The sequence below is a fragment of the Thermoanaerobacterium sp. RBIITD genome, assembly GCF_900205865.1.
In the GTDB taxonomy this organism is placed as follows: domain Bacteria; phylum Bacillota; class Thermoanaerobacteria; order Thermoanaerobacterales; family Thermoanaerobacteraceae; genus Thermoanaerobacterium.
Genome location: NZ_LT906662.1, coordinates 822853 through 842500 on the forward strand (window position 1 = coordinate 822853; position 19648 = coordinate 842500).

Annotated in this window: 15 protein-coding genes and 1 pseudogene; all 16 read right to left on the reverse strand. The window is 32.4% G+C overall.

Annotated elements, in window-relative coordinates:
• Nucleotides 1-54 precede the first annotated feature (54 nt).
• The 16 genes and pseudogenes from CPG45_RS03980 to CPG45_RS04050 all read right to left on the reverse strand — a co-directional run bounded on the left by CPG45_RS03980 (nucleotide 55) and on the right by CPG45_RS04050 (nucleotide 19637).
• On the reverse strand, nucleotides 55-336 hold the full coding sequence (locus tag CPG45_RS03980; protein ID WP_096230731.1) for a hypothetical protein: 282 nt from the start codon (nucleotides 334-336) through the stop codon (nucleotides 55-57).
• Nucleotides 337-576: 240 nt separating this feature from the next.
• Nucleotides 577-1269 carry a hypothetical protein gene (locus CPG45_RS03985; RefSeq protein ID WP_096230732.1) on the reverse strand — a complete coding sequence of 231 codons (693 nt, stop codon included), beginning with the start codon at nucleotides 1267-1269 and terminating at the stop codon, nucleotides 577-579.
• A 162-nt stretch (nucleotides 1270-1431) separates the two neighbouring features.
• Nucleotides 1432-2209 (reverse strand): annotated as a pseudogene (locus tag CPG45_RS03990) (helix-turn-helix transcriptional regulator).
• 285 nt (nucleotides 2210-2494) lie between these two features.
• On the reverse strand, nucleotides 2495-3928 hold the full coding sequence (locus CPG45_RS03995; protein ID WP_096230733.1) for an ATP-binding protein: 1434 nt from the start codon (nucleotides 3926-3928) through the stop codon (nucleotides 2495-2497).
• A 202-nt stretch (nucleotides 3929-4130) separates the two neighbouring features.
• Nucleotides 4131-4913 (reverse strand): YiiX/YebB-like N1pC/P60 family cysteine hydrolase, encoded by a 783-nt coding sequence (locus CPG45_RS04000; RefSeq protein ID WP_172856469.1) that lies wholly within the window; start codon nucleotides 4911-4913, stop codon nucleotides 4131-4133.
• A 56-nt stretch (nucleotides 4914-4969) separates the two neighbouring features.
• On the reverse strand, nucleotides 4970-5728 hold the full coding sequence (locus tag CPG45_RS04005) for a TSUP family transporter (protein ID WP_096230734.1): 759 nt from the start codon (nucleotides 5726-5728) through the stop codon (nucleotides 4970-4972).
• 31 nt (nucleotides 5729-5759) lie between these two features.
• Nucleotides 5760-6719, reverse strand: coding sequence for a tRNA dihydrouridine synthase DusB (gene dusB / locus CPG45_RS04010; protein WP_096230735.1), 960 nt, complete (start codon nucleotides 6717-6719; stop codon nucleotides 5760-5762).
• A 134-nt stretch (nucleotides 6720-6853) separates the two neighbouring features.
• Nucleotides 6854-10528, reverse strand: a complete 3675-nt coding sequence (locus CPG45_RS04015) for a 5'-nucleotidase C-terminal domain-containing protein (RefSeq protein ID WP_096230736.1) — start codon at nucleotides 10526-10528, stop codon at nucleotides 6854-6856.
• Between the two features lie 583 nt (nucleotides 10529-11111).
• Entirely contained in the window at nucleotides 11112-11267 is a 156-nt protein-coding gene (locus CPG45_RS16755; protein ID WP_157732326.1) for a hypothetical protein, read from the reverse strand.
• Between the two features lie 513 nt (nucleotides 11268-11780).
• On the reverse strand, nucleotides 11781-12971 hold the full coding sequence (locus CPG45_RS04020) for an anhydro-N-acetylmuramic acid kinase (protein ID WP_094396973.1): 1191 nt from the start codon (nucleotides 12969-12971) through the stop codon (nucleotides 11781-11783).
• A gap of 19 nt (nucleotides 12972-12990) precedes the next feature.
• On the reverse strand, nucleotides 12991-13917 hold the full coding sequence (locus CPG45_RS04025) for a BadF/BadG/BcrA/BcrD ATPase family protein (protein WP_096230737.1): 927 nt from the start codon (nucleotides 13915-13917) through the stop codon (nucleotides 12991-12993).
• A gap of 3 nt (nucleotides 13918-13920) precedes the next feature.
• Entirely contained in the window at nucleotides 13921-15492 is a 1572-nt protein-coding gene (gene nagZ / locus CPG45_RS04030) for a beta-N-acetylhexosaminidase (protein WP_096233459.1), read from the reverse strand.
• Nucleotides 15493-15594: 102 nt separating this feature from the next.
• A complete protein-coding gene (locus CPG45_RS04035; RefSeq protein WP_096230738.1) occupies nucleotides 15595-16743 on the reverse strand; it encodes an exo-beta-N-acetylmuramidase NamZ family protein in 1149 nt (382 codons plus the stop codon).
• A gap of 27 nt (nucleotides 16744-16770) precedes the next feature.
• Nucleotides 16771-17835, reverse strand: a complete 1065-nt coding sequence (locus CPG45_RS04040) for a serine hydrolase domain-containing protein (RefSeq protein ID WP_096230739.1) — start codon at nucleotides 17833-17835, stop codon at nucleotides 16771-16773.
• A 76-nt stretch (nucleotides 17836-17911) separates the two neighbouring features.
• Nucleotides 17912-18616, reverse strand: coding sequence for a PIG-L deacetylase family protein (locus tag CPG45_RS04045; protein ID WP_096230740.1), 705 nt, complete (start codon nucleotides 18614-18616; stop codon nucleotides 17912-17914).
• Nucleotides 18609-19637, reverse strand: a complete 1029-nt coding sequence (locus tag CPG45_RS04050) for a GNAT family N-acetyltransferase (RefSeq protein ID WP_096230741.1) — start codon at nucleotides 19635-19637, stop codon at nucleotides 18609-18611. Before CPG45_RS04050 ends, CPG45_RS04045 begins: the two co-directional genes overlap by 8 nt.
• Between the last annotated feature and the right edge of the window lie 11 nt (nucleotides 19638-19648).

Genomic DNA, 19648 nt, shown 5'->3' on the forward strand with positions numbered 1-19648 from the left:
ACTCACATATGATTCAATTTATCTTATTAAGGTATATTTTTAATTTATAATTAATTATTTAACAATTTTATAATATAGTTTAATAGAATATTTTAAAATTAAGAATATGATTAAAACAGAAAATAAAAATATATCAACTCTAAAGCTTATTTTAGTTATGTTATTCAAAGAAAGTAATTCTAAATTATTTTTTGGTATATTATAATCGTAGTACTCTAAAAATTTGAAAGGTAATCCTAATCCGTGTTTAAAGTTTGAATAATCTTTAAATTTATCAAAAAATATTGTTGATAAAGTGATAGTTATACTAATAACTAATAATTTAGAATTTTTCATTATAACCCACCTTCCTTTTGCTTTACTCAGGTACAAGTCGTAATGAAACTGTACAACTGAGCGATATTTTTTAATTTATAGACACACTAAAATAATGGAGGAGGAAGTAAAATCATTGTTAAAGCTCCTTTTGTGTGCAAATTTCAAAATTTCTCTTTTGCACTATTAAACTTTATATGTTTATGATATTAAAAAATCGGTGATAAAACCGCTTTATATCTTTTGTAATTTTAATAATTTTTAATCTAAATCAAGCGAGCAATTCCATGTGTCACTTACTACCATTCCAACTGGGTAATTACCAACCTGTATCCCAAAAAGAAAATAACCTATTACTTTAATAAAAGCTGTATCATTATAAGTATCAGTTGTTCCAATATAGTAAGAAGAATTTGTTTGATGCCACGTAGCTTCAACTAATCCAGAAACATATGAATTTATATTTGATACACTTACGAATTGTGGATTTCCATTTACAAATGTATATTTGTAATTAAAGGTAACATTTTTCCAACATGCTAATCCATTTCCTCCAGCAAATGGTGCCCACCAAGTTATTCTATCACTATCACTATATGTTGTACTATATGTACTAACTAATCCTTCATTATTATAAGTTGAATTTAAACCTGCTGTTTTAAGTTTTATACTTACCAACCTATTTTGGGAATTTTTAAAGTTTTTTAAAAAGTTCTCCAATTCTTTTACGTCTTTAAATTTTAAAGTCTCTGAACCAGTTACACTTGTCTTAATAAATGTTACATCATATTTACTTTCAAGTTGTTTTAATGAGCTTTCTATTTCACTGTTTTCTTCACCTGTAATTATTGAATTATTAGTTTTTTCAGAGACAGTACTTTGCGCAAAAGCTGAAGTTGTAACCAAGATCATAATAACCATCATTGTAGTAAATAATTTAACAATTCTATGCATTTTCTTTCTCCTCTCTTTTAATTTATTAAACATTCTTTATCAATTCTTTAACGAATTGATTTCTTAATTTCATTTTACATTGAGAATTTTCCAATGTCTACTATATCTTTGTATAGTTTTTACATAAAAACCAAAAAACTATACAAAGATATAGTCCTAAGTTCAATCAATATCTATTAAATTTAATTTTGTTGCCTTTACTATTGCTTCTTGAATGCTTTTTACACAAAGTTTCTCAATTATTTTCTTCTTATGATATTTTACAGTGACTGGTTTAATCCCAAGTTCCCTTGATATGTTCAATTCTTTATAGCCTTTTGCAAGCATTATCAATATTTTTATTTGTTTGTCTGTAAAATCTATATTTTTGTTTACTAGTTCAGAATTCTTCAAACAGTTTTTATATTCATTGGCAATTTTATCTGAAAGTAATTCAACAACTACATTCATTTCTTCTGTCATGTCTCTTTCTATCGTTGAAACATCTAAATATCCTATTATCTTTTCATCTATAATTATAGGAGCAGCAATGCCATTTTTTTAGAATGTCACAATAATGATACTGATGTTCTAAATATACTAATCTTTTTAGTTTCATCGCCATTGATATAGCATTTGTACCTATGGCTTCTTCTTTAAAAGATATGCCAATTGAACAGTCAAAATTGATGTGACATAGCATTTTCTTATAACACATCGTATCCAAAAGATATCCTTCATCGTCAGTTAATAAAAATATGTACTTACCCTGTAAGCTTCTTAAAATATTGCCAATGACATTTTTAAATATCTTAATCAATGTCATATTTTTCTTTAATCTGATTTGCAAATTATTTCCTTTTAAAATTATTGCAGGATGTGCAATCGAACTTGTAAGCCCTGCTTCTACGCATCTTTTATATGAATTAAGTATTTCATCATATTTTTTCATATTTCCCATATAAATCCCCCGCAAAACTTTCAAATTATTCTCTCATAATATAAGACAATTTTTTAAAAGATTTGTTACAGTTTTTTATAAAAAATTTTTTAAAATCATAACCACCAGTAAAACGGGTAATTTTCTCTGAAGCTATAAACTTCTATTTTTAGCCAGCGCCTTTAGACGCTGGCTTTCACTTTGTTCAAGCCACTATGCATTTGTCACTTTTGTCCACACCTCAAGAGACAAACGTACTACGGGCTACCTCTTAAATGGTTCTCATATTCTTTTGAGAAAAATAAGTTAGCGTCTTCCAAACAAATACAAAAATACATAAGCAGGAATTTTTATTATTGGTACCTTTGTCGAAACCTTAACTTTCCCATAATCTTCTGGTCTTTTTGTTACTAATATTGCTGAATCAATATTTTTTTCTTTTTGGCTCATCTCAACAATGGCATCATTCTCGGAAAGTGTCGTATCTTCTCTGAATTTCACTTCGATTAAGGATTTACTATGTGGGAATTCAACCACTACGTCAATCTCTTTTTGATTGTCACTAGCTTTTCTAAAATAACCTATTCTAGCATTTGTTTGCAGGTAAAAATTATAGATATGTTTAAAAACTGCTGTTTCAACCGTTATTCCAAGTTCTTTACTGTCTAAGAGTATATTGTCTATCATTAAAACTGCATTTCTTAGGGCAGGATCGGAAACGTAAATTTTGGGTTTTGCTTTTAGAACTTTTTTCCCGCCTAATTCTATAGGTAAACTTTTATAAATCAAATTTGCATTTTCAAGAAGATGAATATAGTTTTCTACTGTTACTGTTGAAACATCTCCAATTTCTTTACTTAGCGTTGAAATACTTATAACATTTGCAGAATTAAAGCATAAGTACAAAAAAACCTTATCTAACACTGCTAAATTTCTTACATTAAACAAGGAAGGTATATCTCTTTTAATAACTTTATCAACCACATCTTCTCTTAACATTCTTTGCACTAAAAATTGGTCTTCCGAGAATACAAATTCGGGAAATCCTCCTATTGTTAAATACTTATAAAAGTACTTTTGCAATGGCATAAGCAAAAACATAAGCTCATTTAATTGAGAGTCATTTAAATTTGAAATTTCATTTAAGTTTAAATTTGGCAGATTGCTTGGTCTTTCTGGAACACCAAGTATTTCGCAAAATTCATAGAAAGAAAGAGTAGGTACAGAAATTACAGTCCAGCGGCCAACACCACTTTCTTTTGTACCTTCAATAAGTGCAGGAGAAGCCGAGCCTGTAGCAATGATTCTCCAGTTTGGTTTGGTGTCATAATAGACTTTTAGCCATCTGTCCCAATCACTTGCATATTGAATTTCATCTAAAAATATATAAGCCTCTTTTTCTTCATTTATGGTGGTCTCATAAAGGTTAATAATTTGGTCAAAAGAACTTAATTTAAACAAAGGATGATCAAAAGATATATATAGTATCTTTTTTTGGTTCACTTGATTTTTTAAAAGGGTTTTTATCATTTGATATAAAATAGTAGTTTTACCTACACGACGTGCACCTGAAAGTATAACATATCTTCTGATAGCTGGATGCATTAGTAACTCAAATGCCTGATGATAGACTACTCTCTTTACGGGTTTTGACAAATCCTGAGGGAAATATCCTTCTCTCCACCATGGGTTATACGAGTACAAAATCCTTAATATATTTTCTGAGCTTGTAATAGACATTTTTATCACCTCTAATATAATATTATAACACATACTTTATATTTTTATACAAAAAATATGAAGTATACTATATATTTTATATGTAATTTTTTAAACTACATTTTAAATTATTAATTCAGCATCTTTCTATAAAAAAATAAACTGGCGTTTGAAATCTTCAAGCCAGTTTATATTATTCATCTAATTTAATTTTGCATTATATTTATGAATTAGAATATTCAAATACCTCTGTTTCCTTTGAAGTAAAGATGTCAATTGGCAACACCCAAAAGCCTCCATTTCCGTCTATATCTATTCCTGATGCCTTTTTGTATGCGGCCCATGGGACTTTTGAGCAATACCAGTTATCATCATCGTTTTTATCAGCTCTCCAACTGTAAGGTTTTCCAACAAACTTAGATACTTCATCAACGGCTTTGATTCTCTCTTCTATTGTGGCCTTTGGAACTGTCAGTCCCCATGCTTCGCTAAAATTCTCTCTGTAAAATCTTATGGTCTCATAAATCACGCCTTGGTCTGGTTCTGCCGTTAAAAGGCACTTATCATCGATGCTTCCATGATATCTTCTGCTGTCAAATATTGCAGCATGCCTTATTGCACCTTGCACGTGAAATCCTTGGCTTGTTGCTACTATTATGTCTCCTATCGTAAACTTGTCAAATGAAATACTGTTTTTGTAATTAATTGTATCATTACTTCTAACAGGAAGTTTTATTCCAAATACTTCTTCAGAGTTGATATTTCTAATTAAGTCATATAAACTTACATAAAATTTTTTTACCTCATCAGCCTCAAAAGGTTTCGATATCATAATAGCACCATTCAGCATAAGAAATCTTTTATAAAAGTCTTTTTTCTTTAAAATACTTTTTTTCTTCATCACTTCTTTAAATTTAAATTCTTCAACATTTACACTAGATATTTCACTGATTTTTAAGATATCTTTGTTTTTTGGTGAATATTTAGTGCTTGCTTGTACGCCCATACACACATCCCCCTTCTTCTTAAATTATGATAGTATTGAAGGGTTTTGTGCATGTCTCATTTTATAATATCAAATACCATTTTAATAGCATATGCTATAGTAACACATACAAGTATAGGTCGTATTAACTTAGCACCACTTTTTATTGCCACTTTCGTACCAAATCTGGCACCAATTATCATAGCAATTGCCATAGGAATTGCTGCAGAATAAATTATCTTACTGTTCATAGCAAATAGGACTAATGATGTAACATTGCTTACAAAATTAAGTATCTTTCCATTCCCAGCGCTTATTCTGAAGTCATACCCCAATAATATTATAAACAAAAAAATATAAAAAGAGCCTGTGCCAGGTCCAAAAAAGCCATCATAGAAACCCAAAACTATAGATATAATAAGTCCAATTACTATCGTCTTTTTATAAACACCTTTAAAATTATTTACATTTCCGACATTTTTCGATAGCAATGTATATATTGCAACAAATATCATTAATATTATTATGATGATTCTCAATTTTGAACTATCTAATAACAAAACCGCCTTAACACCTAAAATTGCTCCTATTAATGTCCCGAAAACAAGGTATTTCAATAAATTGATATCATATACTTTGTATTTTATGAAAGTCATAGAACTTGTAAAAGACGCACACGTTGATGCGAATTTATTGGTCCCAAGAGCATATGCAGGAGGCACGCCTAAAACCATAAGCCCTGGAAGGCTTATTATGCCTCCCCCACCTGCTATAGAATCAATAAATGCAGCAATAAATCCTATTACGCATAATGATAGTATATATTCTAATGACAAGATATCTTCCTCCAAATTATATGACTTGATTCTATGTAAAACTTTTAACACTAAGTAACAGGTCTTTAACCTCTTTATAGTTAGACATCGTAAATACCATTTGCTTTATCTTAGATGCGCCGCGGATACCTTTTAGATACCATGCTATATGCTTTCTCATCTCCAATATTCCAACATGTTCTCCTTTGTAATCTATCATCATGTCAAGGTGCTTTAAAATCATATCAATTTTTTCGCTTACGGTAGGCTCTGGCAGAATTTCACCTGTATTTAGATAGTGAACAATTCTTTTAAAAATCCACGGATTCCCTTCTGCCCCTCTGCCAACCATTACTGCATCGCAGCCCGTCTCGTCTATCATTCTTTTTGCGTCTTCCGGTGTAAATATATCTCCATTGCCTATTACAGGTATTTTTAGATTATCTTTCACTTTCTTTATAATATCCCAGTCGGCGCGACCTGAGTAAAACTGTTCTCTCGTCCTGCCGTGTATAGCAACCGCTTTTACGCCACAGCTTTCAGCCATTTTAGCAATCTCCACAGCATTTATGTGATCATCGTCCCATCCTTTTCTTATTTTTATAGTGATAGGCTTAATAGAGTTTTTCACTACTGCTTTAATCACGCTTTCTGCCACATCAGGATGCATCATTAAAGCTGAGCCATCACCATTTTTTACTATTTTCGGAGTTGGGCATCCCATGTTTATATCTATTGTCTTTGCTTTTGATGTGTTTAATCTCTTTGCAATTTCACCCATTATATAAGGATCAGAGCCAAATATCTGCAGTGCCACATTTTCCTCATCATCTATGTCTGTAAGAAATTCCGTATTTTCGCTTCCATAGTAAAGACCTTTAGCACTAACCATTTCAGTGTATTGAAAGCCACATCCCATATCACTGCATATGCGCCTGTACGGTTTATCTGTAACACCTGCCATAGGTGCTAAAAATACATTGTTTTTGATTTCTATGTCACCTATCTTCAAAAATATCAGCCTCACTAAATATCTTTATACTTTATATATTTTATCACTTATATAATATTGTCACCAGTGATAAATCTTAAATTTAATCATAAAGCATAAAAAAAAACGCGGTTTCCCGCGGTTTATAATTTTATTTATTTTGTATAGCCGGCATATACATAGCCATATCCATTATTGTATTCTACTTGATACCAGCCATTGTATTCACCTACTACCTTTAATTCCGTTCCATATGGTACAGCGCCAATTCTTCTTGCAGCTGTTGAATTATTTACTCTAACATTTAATCCGCTCTTAGCAGTTACTCTTACTTTCTTAAGAACAACTACATTCGACGGGTTCGGCGTTGCAGCTACATATTTACTGTATATATATCCTGTCTTTCCGTTATAATCAATTTGATACCAGTCATTTACTTTGCCTATAAGATTTACTACTTTTCCTGCGTATAATAAACCTACTACGCTATATTGTGTTCCTGCGCCAGACCTTACATTTAGAACTGATGCAGTAACAACGCCGTAATTTGAAGGTGCTGTACTTGGTGTCGGTACAGGATTTGGTGTTGGAGCTGGTACTGGGTTTTCTCCAGATTCAGATGTTTTAGATATTGTCCAGTAGTTGTCAACTGTTGGGTCTATTGTGCCTTTTTCTTGAATGTACTTTATCATTAAATTTCTAACCTGTCCATCATCACCATATACTTTTGCTGAATCAAAGACTACTTCTGGATTTGTTATTCCTGCTGCTTTCATGAATCCACCGCCACCATTAAACCTGTAGTTATTAATAGCAACGGTAAATACGTCACTGTCTTTGACAGGTTTGCCATTAACAGATAGATTTTTTATTCTGCTTCCTGCTGGCTGTGTTAAATCTATTGTATATGATGCACCATATAACTGGTCGAGATTATAATCTGGTATATTCAATGTCTTGTCCTTTGTTATTGGATCTTGTGGTGATTTTACCTGCTGATAATACCTTACTGACCATTCCATCCAATCCTTCAATTGCTTACCTGTCATCTTTATTCCATATAAGTAGTTTTCATATACATAGACTCTCATCATATCCTGTATTGTTACATCGCCTTTTAGTATCTGCGCTGAACTGCTAAGTGGTGCTGCAATTGAAAGGTCAGTCTTTGCATAGTATTTCTGAACTTTGTTTATAAGGTCCATCAAAGCTGTCTCTTTTGTTAATTGATCTGTTCCAAGAAAATCGCCAGATGCCACTCCTATCTTTGTCCCTACATATTTTAATGTTGCATCTTGATAAGATTCTGCAAGCTGCATTATTGTTGGATCTGCTTGTATTGAATCATCCATTTTTACGGCTTTACTTGTCTTATTGTCTATTACCCATTTACCGTTTGAATCTTTCGAGATATTGAAGTCTATTTGCGATACATATTGACCCCATTTGCCTGGCTCGGTTACTATAACATTTTGTCCAGCTGGGTTTTTGTAGGTATCCTGCTGTATAACCGCATGTGTATGTCCTGCTATGATTGCGTCAATACCATTCACGCCAGTCGCTACTGCCTTTACCTGGTTTTCTGGTATTGTATCTGATGCAGATTCTTCGCCTGAATGCATTGCAACAACTACTATATCTGCACCCGCGGCTCTTACCTTCGGTACCCATTTGTTTGCTTCTTCTACAAGGTCATTGAAGTTCAGCCCTGCATAATGTGCCTTGTCTTCCCATGACGGTATTGTCTTTGTTGTAAGACCAAGTATGCCTACTTTAACATCACCTTGTGGTGTTGTAATTGTCTTAATGTAATACGGCTCTACAAAGTTTGTTCCATCATCTTTATAAGTATTTGCTGATAATACATGTATATTTTCTTTCTGCATATTTTTTATAACTCGATTTAATACATCAAAACCGTAGTTGTACTCGTGGTTTCCAAGTGTCCATGTATCATATTTCATAGCACCCATTGCTTTTGCCATTGGATATTCTGTGGTTGTATCTATTTTATCGTAGTAGTATGAGAGGGGTGTTCCCTGTATTGTGTCGCCATTATCAGCTAATACTACATTCGGATTTTGAGACCTTACCTGATTTACATATGTAGCTACTTTTGCAAGACCTTGATTTGCTGATTTTGCACTGCTGTAATCCCAAGGTACCAAGTTTCCGTGTAAGTCTGATGTTGCAAGAACGGTCACTGTTGTACCGTTTGATACAGGCATCGTAGCCGGTGCTATTCTATTATCAATCTTTGATGTTACGTTCTTTTGAGCTTTTACTGCGTCAATCAAAGCATCTCTAACTAATTTTTGTGTATCTATATAAGTCTTTTGAACATCCGGATCTACAAATTCTTTAAATCCGTCTCCGCCTGCTCCCATGAAGTTATTTGTTGCAACGAGGTATTTTGCATTCATATCAATAGGAGTACCATCAGATTTTTTCATATCAAATACTCTTTGCATTGATGGTTTAGATGGATCATATTTAAATTTAAGTCCTGCTACCTGTATGCCCTTTCCACCATCTTGTACTCCTTGTTCAAGTACTGTTTTAATCTGTGCGCCTGTCATGCTCATGGTAACAATTGTATTATCAAACGGCATAAGTGTGTACATTGTTCCGACTGTTATATCACCTTTTGGAACATCAATTCTAAGTCCTCCATTATTGGCAAATCCTATGTCTGCTTTAACTGCGTCTTTTGTTACTTCTGATACCCAATTGCCAAGTATTGAATCACCATAAGGCTCAGCACTCTGTGCTCTTGTTAAATCTATATCTGCTGTGCCTATAACTTGCTTAAATAAAGGACCAGCATCATTAACCGCTTTATCAATGATAGCTTGTACATCTGGATCAACTACAGGTGTTTTTGTATTATAAAGGTTGTAATCATCGTTATATTTCATATCACCTGTGGTAACTGTTCCATCGGCATTCAACGTAATCTTTAAATCAATGTACCCAAATCCGGCATTATTTGCAACCCCTACAGGAATTCCATTGACTTTTGTTGCAACAATAGTATGTGTATGTCCTCCAAATATTGCGTCAACACCTTTAACCTGTTTTGCAAAATCAATGAGATTTCCTGTTGTTGCACCAGTATTTTTATCTGTAATCGCACCCATATGTGCTAGTACTACTACGATCTGTGCACCATTTTTTCTTAATTGCTGTGCAAGGTCGTTTACGATAGGAACAGGATCTTTAAAATCTACATCTTTTATAAACGCAGGCATTATTATATCTGGAAATTCTTTATTGTCTACAATGCCTATTATGCCTATTTTAACTCCATCTCTTTCAAGCAAAACATATGGTTTAGTGTAATTAACTGGTTTACCTGTCGTCTTGTCATATACATTTGCAGCTAAAACTGGTATTGAAGAATTTTTAAGTGTTGCATTATTAGTATCAATGATAGAATCAATACCCCAGTCATACTCATGATTTCCTAGGGTCATCGCATCAAATCCTATGCTTTTCATCATGTTAATGACAGGTTGACCTTTTAAAACATTAGAAAGTGGTGTACCTTGAAACATATCTCCGCCAGATAGCACGACTGTGTCTGGGTTTGCTGCTTTAATGTCTTTTATCTGTTTTGCAAGAACAGAGCCCCTCTCCTGTGTTATTGCTGTTCCATCACTCAGTTTGCCGGATGCTTGTAAATTTCCATGAAAGTCCGTTACCTCAACGAAATCAAAAGTCTTAGATGTCGCTGCAAATGCAGTCTGAGGTATGCTTGATATAAACATGCTGAAAACCATGAAAAGAGCAACAAAAACACTTATAAACCTGCCTTTGTTTTTAAACATAAAAACCCTCCTATTTGTTTATTATATGGGATATAGCAGAAAATAATTTAAATAACCTCCCCCTTTGAAATGCATTATTTTGATTAAGACAATTAATATTATATAGTGTGAATGTTAATTTAATGTTAAGTTGTAATTAATTATACATAAACTGCATAATATCTGATGTCAGACAACTTATAATAATATTTTACATTATATATAAAACAATTACAATATCTAAAATTTATTAAATTGATGATTTATTGAAGAAATTCTAATATTCTCTTAATCTTTTTTAAATTTGCTATAGATCAGAAAATTTGAAGTAGATATAACCTTGGATAGATACACTTTGCTTATGCCAGTTTTAATTGCTCAAAAATCTCATCAATAGGTGTGTATTTTTAGATCATAAGTCCATTGAATACGCTGCTTATTTGCATCTTTGCGAGCTATTATTATTCTATCGCCAAATTTGTAATATTTATCTCTTCATACTGTATAAATGATATAAGGCATAATAACCTATATATCGATTTTGTATAGCGTATCTGATACGTATTTAACCCGAGATTATTTTTTGTCTGTCAGAAGAATATTTCTATAGGCCATCTTTGAATGTGATTGATGATTTTTTATTAAGATATGGCATCAACTTTCTCCTTCCTTTTCCTATACCGTTACCTAATATGATATCTACAAGGCTCATAAATGGTGCATTGGGATAGCCAGGATCAACACTTCCGGCAATTAACATAATTTCTCTGTCAGAGGCAATATTTTTTATATTTAATGCAGAAGTTTTTTATCATTCATGCCCATTTCAATTATATCTATTCCATCCATTTTATTTTCCATAAGTGTTTTACTGATTACCTGTTTTAAATATCTAACAGTTCACTTGCCAGTTCTACATACCGTAAATATAACCTTCTCCTTGCACACATCTATAACTTATCTCTTTTAAGTTCCTTAAATAATGTTTTTTCAGGCTCTAAAAAATGGTGCACCAATTCTTAAAACTTCTCTATTGAAAAAATCCGTTATTATCTTTAGCCTCTCATTAAGATTTCTGTCCTTGAGCCCCGGCAATTTTCAACTAAATCATTTTTATCGGTCGACACATTATTTTTTGCAAGATTTAATTTATGTGCAATATATTAATCAGAAGAACCGGCATTAGTGAAATTTCTTAGATTTAATGATTTGCATTTTTTTAAATATAAATATACTTTATCTTTGCGGAGCATAATATCACCAAAATCCACAATTATAAAGAAATTTTTCCCATTACAACAGGGTGATGTGCACCGGTCGCATTAGGAACATTGTTGTAATTTCCATTTATTGTTTCATTCGCTAATACCGCAAAGGCAACTGCCTCTTTTGCATCGCTATTATATCCAATGTCCTCTTGTGTAAGCACATCAATTTTGTTTAGATAGTTCTTTATCATCCTTAAAAGTGTCTTATTATAACTTCCTCCACCACCTATTATAATTTTATCAAGTCCATACTTAGGAATGACAAAATCTTTATAACTTAACGCAATTGACTTTGCAGTTAAGGCCGTTACAGTTGCTATTAAATCAAATTTATCAATTCTCAAATTTTTAGCAAATTCCATTAATTTGTCTGAATATTGTACACCAAAATATTCTCTTCCTGTTGTCTTTGGCGGCATCTTTTTAAAATAGTCATCGTTTAATAGTTTATTGAGCAACAAATCATTTATTTTACCTTTTTCGGCCAACAGCCCATCTTTATCATAGCTCATATTCCCTTCTGTTACCCTTTTTGTCACTTCATCAATTACCATGTTTCCTGGCCCATTATCAAATGCCATTACATCTTCAAGCTTGCAGTTCTTTGGTAATACAGTTACATTTGCTATACCACCTATATTTTGAAGAGCTATCGTCTTATTCTTTTCACGATAAAGAAGATATTCTGTATAGGGAACAAGTGGTGCGCCTTGCCCACCAGCCGCCATATCTCTAACTCTAAAATCAGATACTGTAACAATTCCTGTCCTTTCTGCAATAACTGCCGCTTCACCTATTTGTAATGTGGATTTTATGGAATACCCACTATCTTCAATATCCATTGGAATATGATATATTGTCTGCCCATGTGAACCAATTAAGTCAATGTCATCTGGCGCAAATCCCACTTTTTTTATAATTCGTAAAACTGCATCAGCAAAAAATTCGCCAAGTAAAAAATTCATATGGCAAATTTTATCAACTGAACTTGTATTAGGATTAAAAAGTTCAAATATTTTCTCTCTTATAGCTTTTGAAAATGCATAATTTTCAAATTCTATAAGCTCAACTTTAGTATTAACACCTCTTCCTTTTATCTTAACCAGAGCAGTGTCAATACCATCGACAGATGTACCTGACATTATCCCAATTACAAATCTCTCATCTTTTTCATATATCCTTTTTAATCTATTCATGTTGCGCATCCCTTTCATTTTATGATGTACCAAGTGAATTCAAAGCAATACATAAAGCACCCTCTGATGCATCGCCGGTCAATTTTACAATATTTATATTCGAATATGCCTCTTTTATAAGCCCTTTTAAAGTTTCAAAAATAAATGTATTTTTTATAAGAACGCTTCCACTGGCAACAATTGTAACTCTTTCATTCCCAAATTTTAATCTTTTAATCACTGCACTGGATAATTCAAATAATGCCCATGCAGAATTTATAAGTATTTCCTTTGCTTTATTATCACCCTTTTGATATGCTTCATCTACTAAAACTGCAAATGATGCTATTTCACTTTTTTTAAGATCATCACGATAGATATATTTCACAAAGTCTTCAGGTTTTTCTAAATGAGCTTTTTCCATTGTCATAGAAAGCAGTTCAGTATATGGTTCCCTACCATCATAATATCTCAATGCTGCTTTTATTGCCTCAAGGCCTATATAATATCCACTTCCTTCATCACCAAGCACGTGACCCCAGCCACCTACTCTGACCCTTAATCCTTCATTATTAATCCCATATGCAATAGAACCTGTTCCGGAAATTAAAGCAACTCCTTCCATTTTACCTGTACCTGCAGCAATTACTATTTCCGCATCATTCGTTACTATTATATTTCCTTTTATGCCTATTGACTTTATAATATCTTTTAAAGTATCTTTATCTTCTTTTACTCCAGCCCCAGCTGTGCCAAGACATAATGCAACACAATCATCAATATCTAAATTGGCATTTTTTATCGAATTTTCTATAAGTTTACTTAAAGATATTTCAACATTTTCCTTCGATGTAGCCCTAATATTTGTAGTACCACCATATCCCTTCATTATAAAACTCCCATTTACGTCCTTTATCGTCAAAATGCTCTTTGTACCGCCGCCATCGATTCCAATAACATACTTCATAACTTACATCCTTTCAAGTGTCACGGGTAAGTTCCCAGAAGGTATATATTTTCCTTCTAAAGCATCTAAAACACTTTCTATTGAAAGTGGGGTATATTCAAATGTGCAAATATATGTTGGTACATCTCTGAACATCATAACGTCATATGGATTTCTTAAAGCAACTACAATAATGTTTTTATTTATTTTCATAATGGATTTAATGAGCTTACATTGACCAATATTTAAATTCGCATTATATGTGCCAATTATTATTAATTTTTTATCAGTTGTTAAATCCATTATATTATTAATAACATCATCATCGGGATTAACAGGTATAGTAATATCAGCACCTCCAAATCGCTTTGAACATGCTTTTGCAAAAGATATTCTCTCAGTAAGTCTGTCGTCTATCCCTGATAATACAACGGGTTCAGGTGATATTGATAAAATATTTGTTTCTCTTATAGGTATTTGCTTGAGTTCGTCTTTCACAAGTGTTATGCTTTTTCTACTTACATCTTTGGCAATTTCTACATGTTCAATACATCCAACCGTATTTTCAAGTTTATCTTGATCTGGATGAGATTTTTGAAAGAGATGATATTTCTCTTTCATATTTAATATTCGTGTAACAGATTCATCTATCCTATCTAAAGAAATATCACCAGATTCAATAGCTCTTTTTATCTCACTAAATGCACCAATTTGCAAATCTTTTGTGTGCGATACTAATACAATATCTGCACCTGCCTGAATAGCCATAGCTGCCGCCTTTGCTGTTCCATAATATTTTGCTATTGCATTCATTTCCATACAATCAGTCATGATTAAACCATTGAAACGAAGCTTATCTCTTAATAGTTTTTTAAGTATATTATATGATAATGTCGCAGGTAATTTTTTATCATCAAAAGCTGGAAACAATATATGTGCCGACATAATAGCATCAATTCCATTTTTTATAGCATTTATAAACGGATATAGTTCAATATTGAATAATCTATCTTTATTATGTGATACAATAGGGAGGTCAAGATGTGAGTCAACAGATGTATCTCCATGCCCTGGAAAATGCTTAGCTGTTGCAATAACCTCCTTTTCTTGTAAACCCTTTATATAATTCACACCAAATTCTGCTACCTTCTTAGGATCTTCACCATATGACCTAACACCAATTACCGGATTACGAGGATTATTGTTGACATCTAATACAGGTGCAAAATTTATGTTTATACCAAGAGCTCTTAATTCTTCTCCTGCTATTTTTCCTATTAAATATGCATATTTTTTATCATCTGTTGCCGCAATTGCCATATTTCCAGGTAAATATGTTGCATCTTTATAAATCCTTGTAACCATCCCGCCTTCTTGATCGATAGCAATAAAAGCTGGAATCTTTGTATTTCTAATAACATTATCTTGTATATCGCTGTTTAACTTTGCTAATTGATACTTCCCATTTACATTTCTTGAAAAAAGTATTACATTGCCTATCTTACAATTTATAACTAAATCATTAATATGATCATCATATACATTGCTTGGAAATCCAACCATCAACATCTGTCCAATTTTCTCATCAATTGTCATATCATTTAAATCAATCAATTAAATTCATCTCCTTGTTAATTCTCAACTATTAAAAACAAATATGTTCCCTCAATAATATAAATTATTATAAATTATATAAGATTATTTATTTAAATATAAATGATATTTAACTTTTAGTTTTGAAAATTCTTTACTGTCACTATTCCACTTATCAAGAAGTTCTTCTGCCGAATACTTCATTTTTCTTAATTCATCAGTTCCTGCAAGGTGATCTATAATATATTGCCCACCTTCTTTAGATGTTTTCACCCATTTAAAATTATCTTTACTGATTTTTATAACTTCATAAAGCAATTTTACACCTATTTCAACTGAATTTAAGGTTCTCTTATTTTTAACATGTATCTGTACGCCACCACATAATTGACCGCTATGTTTTGAAAATGACGGAACAAAATACACGGGTCTAAAGATAACGCCTTCAAGGCCCATTTCATTCATTACATCTGAAAGTTTATAACCATCCAACCATGGTGCACCAATCATCTCGAACGGCTTTGTTGTCCCCCTTCCTTCTGATATATTTGTCCCCTCAAAAAGGCATGTTCCATTGTATAAAACAGCTGAATCAATCAGCGGAATATTTGGTGATGGATTAACCCAAAGAAGTCCTGTTTCATCATAGTACATATCCCTTTTCCAACCTTCTAACTTAACAACATTAAGTTCGCATCCTATGTTAAACTCTTCATTAAAAAACTTTGCTATCTCACCTATTGTAAGCCCATATCGCTGTGTTATAGGGTATAATCCTACAAATGAACTAAACTTCGTATTTAGAATATTGCCTTCTACCTTAGACCCTCCAATTGGATTTGGCCTATCAAGAACAACAAATGTCTTATCATTTTCCTTACAGGCTTCCATCGCATATGCCATTGTATAAAGAAAAGTATAATATCTTGAGCCAACATCCTGGACATCAATTACCATGATATCTATGTCTTGAAGCATTTCCTTAGTTGGTTTTTTATTATTACCATAAAGGCTAAACACTTTAATACCCGTTCTTTCATCTATATAATCCCCTACTTTTTCTCCTGCCTGGAAGTTACCCCTTACACCGTGTTCAGGTGAATATAATGCAGTTAAATTAAAATTCTTATTTATGATATCAATGGTAGAATTTAAATTCCTGTCAACACCAGAAGGTCCTGTAATAAGTCCAATTCTTTTATTTCCAAATATATTCGAATATTCTTCAATAACATCTATACCACATTTAACCAAAACATTTCATTCCTTTCGAGACTCAATTTATTCTTCATAAAGAGAAGCCATAACTGCATTATGAAAAATTCTACGAAACCTTAAAATTTTTATATTATTCCTTGTTGGATGCACTCTGTTTGTTAAAAGTATTATATATACACCATAAAACGGGTCAACCCATAACGAGGTTCCCGTAAAACCTGTATGTCCGAAAGCTTCTTCTGAAAACAAATCACCACCTGCACTTGTATTTCCCTTTATGCACCATCCTAAGCCTCTACTTTCGCTATTTCCTTTAGTATAATCTTTTATCATCCTCACATATGTTGGATATGACAAGAATACTTCTCCATTTGCCTTCCCTTTATTTAATAGCATTTCAGCAAATTTTATCATATCATCAATCGTAGAAAATAACCCCGCATGACCGGATATTCCTCCAAAAAACCTCGCGTTTTCATCATGGCAGACACCACAAATAATATCATCAGAATCTTTATATTTCTCAGTTGGAACAAAATCTCCTATTTTAGGATTATAAGATGTATGCTGCATATTAAGTGGATTAAATATATATTCTTTGCTTAATTTATCGAGACGCCCTCCTAAAACTATCTCGATTATTTTTCCGAGCAAGATAAAATTAAGGTCGCTGTATTCAACAACGCCTACTTTGTTTAATTTTACTTCTTCACATATATACTTTATTGAGCTTTCAAAATCAGAACAAATTTTGTAAAAAGGTACATATGCAGGCAGGCCTGATGTATGTGTCACAAGATTAAATATAGTTATATCCTCTTTTCCATCACTATTGAAATCCGGAAGGTATTCACAAATCTTATCATGCATAGATATTAAACCCATTTCTAACATTCTCATAAGCAGTGTATTTGTCGCAACAACTTTTGTCAATGACGCAAGGTCAAACAAGGAATATCTTTGCAAAGGTTCTTTATATGGCACAATGCGTTTGTTACCTGCAATTTTAATCTTTACTGTTCCATTGATGTCGCCAACAGCTGCTGCCGCACATGAGAAAACTCCATTCTCTATCCCCTTATCTATCAAACTGAAGGCATTATCGAGCTTTTTTTCATCGAACTTCATAATAACTTTCATTCCTTTCTCTGATTAAGCATAAAAATTTATAAATGCATCATATTCAATCATGATTTCGGTAATATCATCTTACCGGAAAATAGTCATATACTTGCTTCATTCCAAGTGGATCTACAGCAAATGCTTCAGCATAAGTTTTCCTCGATTCAGCACCTCTTACAACACTTAATGCACTATAATAATCGAGATATTTAAAGGAAGGGCTTTTTACTACAAATTCATAAGATCTTAATGCATCTATCCATTTATCAAATGACTTTGAAATATCAACATAAACATATGGTTTAAATTCATATGGATCTTCCCAATTCTCTGCAAAATATAACCCTTGTACAAAATGAGCCGGAAGTTTTCTTTTGAAAGATTTAATTGCAGCATAAAAATATGCATCCTGTACTATCCTGTACGTTGTCGCGTGATCCTTATGCATGCTGTTTTTCCAATGCGTTATTATGATATCAGGTTTTTTATCCCTTATTATATCACATACTTGAAACTTTACATCATCATTATCAGGCAATTCGCCATCTTTGTAATCAAGAACTATAGCTTTTCCACCTATTTTTTCGGCAAAAGCATTTGCCTCTCCTATTTTTTGCTTTCTATATTCATCATCTGTCAATTTAGGATGTCCTTTTTCACCTGCTGTCATATGAAGAAGTGTAATCATATGCCCTTCCATAGCATATTTAGTCAAAACGCCACCACATGTAAGCTCCATGTCACCCGCATGTGCACCAATTGCCATAATGTGTATTTTTCTATCCATTCTTCATATCTCCCATTTCTTTGTATTTTGTATCAAACTTCTTTTTAAATAAAGCCCATTGCCTTACTATTTTAAAACCAGCTGCATCATACATTCTTCTTGCATAATTTTCAATACCTGTAAATATTGACATAAATGACGCACCTTCATTTTTAAAACTCTCACAAAGTTTAAAGAATAAGGCTTTTCCTATACCATAACCTTGATAGTTGGGATCTACACCAATTCCTGTAAATTTGCCTCTACCGCTTTCCTGGACTTCAATAGGTCCTGTAAAACCGATTACTTTTTTATTATTAACTGCTACTAATACAGGATACGGCTTTGGTAAAGCGAGGTTATCATTTATTTCTTTTCTCCAGTATTCATTTTTTAAGTTATCAAAGAATTCCTCAAGACCATAATGTTTTTTACTATCATAGTACTCAATCGTAATGTTTTTTTCATTAAGTATTTTATATTTCTCAATTATTTCATCTTTTATTGAGAACTTTTCAAGGTTTAGATACATTGAAACTTCTTTAGTCCTTTCAATATATCCCATATTCTTAAAAAAGCCATAGCCTTTACCATGAACATCGACGCCTGGAGCATTTGGATGGTCATGTTTATTTGTACCTGGAATATACCATTCAAGATTAATCGGATTAAAGAAATCTATATGAATTTCCTTTTTGCCTTTACCGGCAAGATAATCTTCAACTTTTTTCAATAAGCTCTTTCCAATCCCTTTGTTTTGCAGTTCTTTCTTAACAAGCACCATAGTAACATATCCGGGAATTGTATCAAAAGTCTCGCCTGGTAGATATGTCTTTCTATAGATACCATTTGCAAAGCCTACAATTTCACAATTCAAAATAGCAACAAATGTACTTTCATAATCAAAATTAGGATTTCTTATAAATTTATCTAAAAAACTTTCATTTGTGAAGGGCTTGTAAACGAAGTCTTCATCTATACTTTTATTCCATAATGATACAATTCCGGGTATATATTTATCTTCAAATCTGACTATCTCCATATTAATTTCCT

What these genes read in the sequence shown, in the direction of transcription:
- CPG45_RS04025 (WP_096230737.1), bottom strand. Translation starts at nt 13,917, where the DNA reads ATGAAGTATGTTATTGGAATCGATGGCGGCGGTACAAAGAGCATTTTG.
- CPG45_RS03985 (WP_096230732.1), bottom strand. Translation starts at nt 1,269, where the DNA reads ATGCATAGAATTGTTAAATTATTTACTACAATGATGGTTATTATGATC.
- CPG45_RS04050 (WP_096230741.1), bottom strand. Translation starts at nt 19,637, where the DNA reads ATGGAGATAGTCAGATTTGAAGATAAATATATACCCGGAATTGTATCA.
- CPG45_RS04020 (WP_094396973.1), bottom strand. Translation starts at nt 12,971, where the DNA reads ATGAATAGATTAAAAAGGATATATGAAAAAGATGAGAGATTTGTAATT.
- CPG45_RS03980 (WP_096230731.1), bottom strand. Translation starts at nt 336, where the DNA reads ATGAAAAATTCTAAATTATTAGTTATTAGTATAACTATCACTTTATCA.
- CPG45_RS04015 (WP_096230736.1), bottom strand. Translation starts at nt 10,528, where the DNA reads ATGTTTAAAAACAAAGGCAGGTTTATAAGTGTTTTTGTTGCTCTTTTC.
- CPG45_RS04000 (WP_172856469.1), bottom strand. Translation starts at nt 4,913, where the DNA reads ATGGGCGTACAAGCAAGCACTAAATATTCACCAAAAAACAAAGATATC.
- CPG45_RS04045 (WP_096230740.1), bottom strand. Translation starts at nt 18,616, where the DNA reads ATGGATAGAAAAATACACATTATGGCAATTGGTGCACATGCGGGTGAC.
- CPG45_RS04040 (WP_096230739.1), bottom strand. Translation starts at nt 17,835, where the DNA reads ATGAAGTTCGATGAAAAAAAGCTCGATAATGCCTTCAGTTTGATAGAT.
- nagZ (WP_096233459.1), bottom strand. Translation starts at nt 15,492, where the DNA reads ATGACAATTGATGAGAAAATTGGACAGATGTTGATGGTTGGATTTCCA.
- CPG45_RS16755 (WP_157732326.1), bottom strand. Translation starts at nt 11,267, where the DNA reads ATGTTAATTGCCGGAAGTGTTGATCCTGGCTATCCCAATGCACCATTT.
- CPG45_RS03995 (WP_096230733.1), bottom strand. Translation starts at nt 3,928, where the DNA reads ATGTCTATTACAAGCTCAGAAAATATATTAAGGATTTTGTACTCGTAT.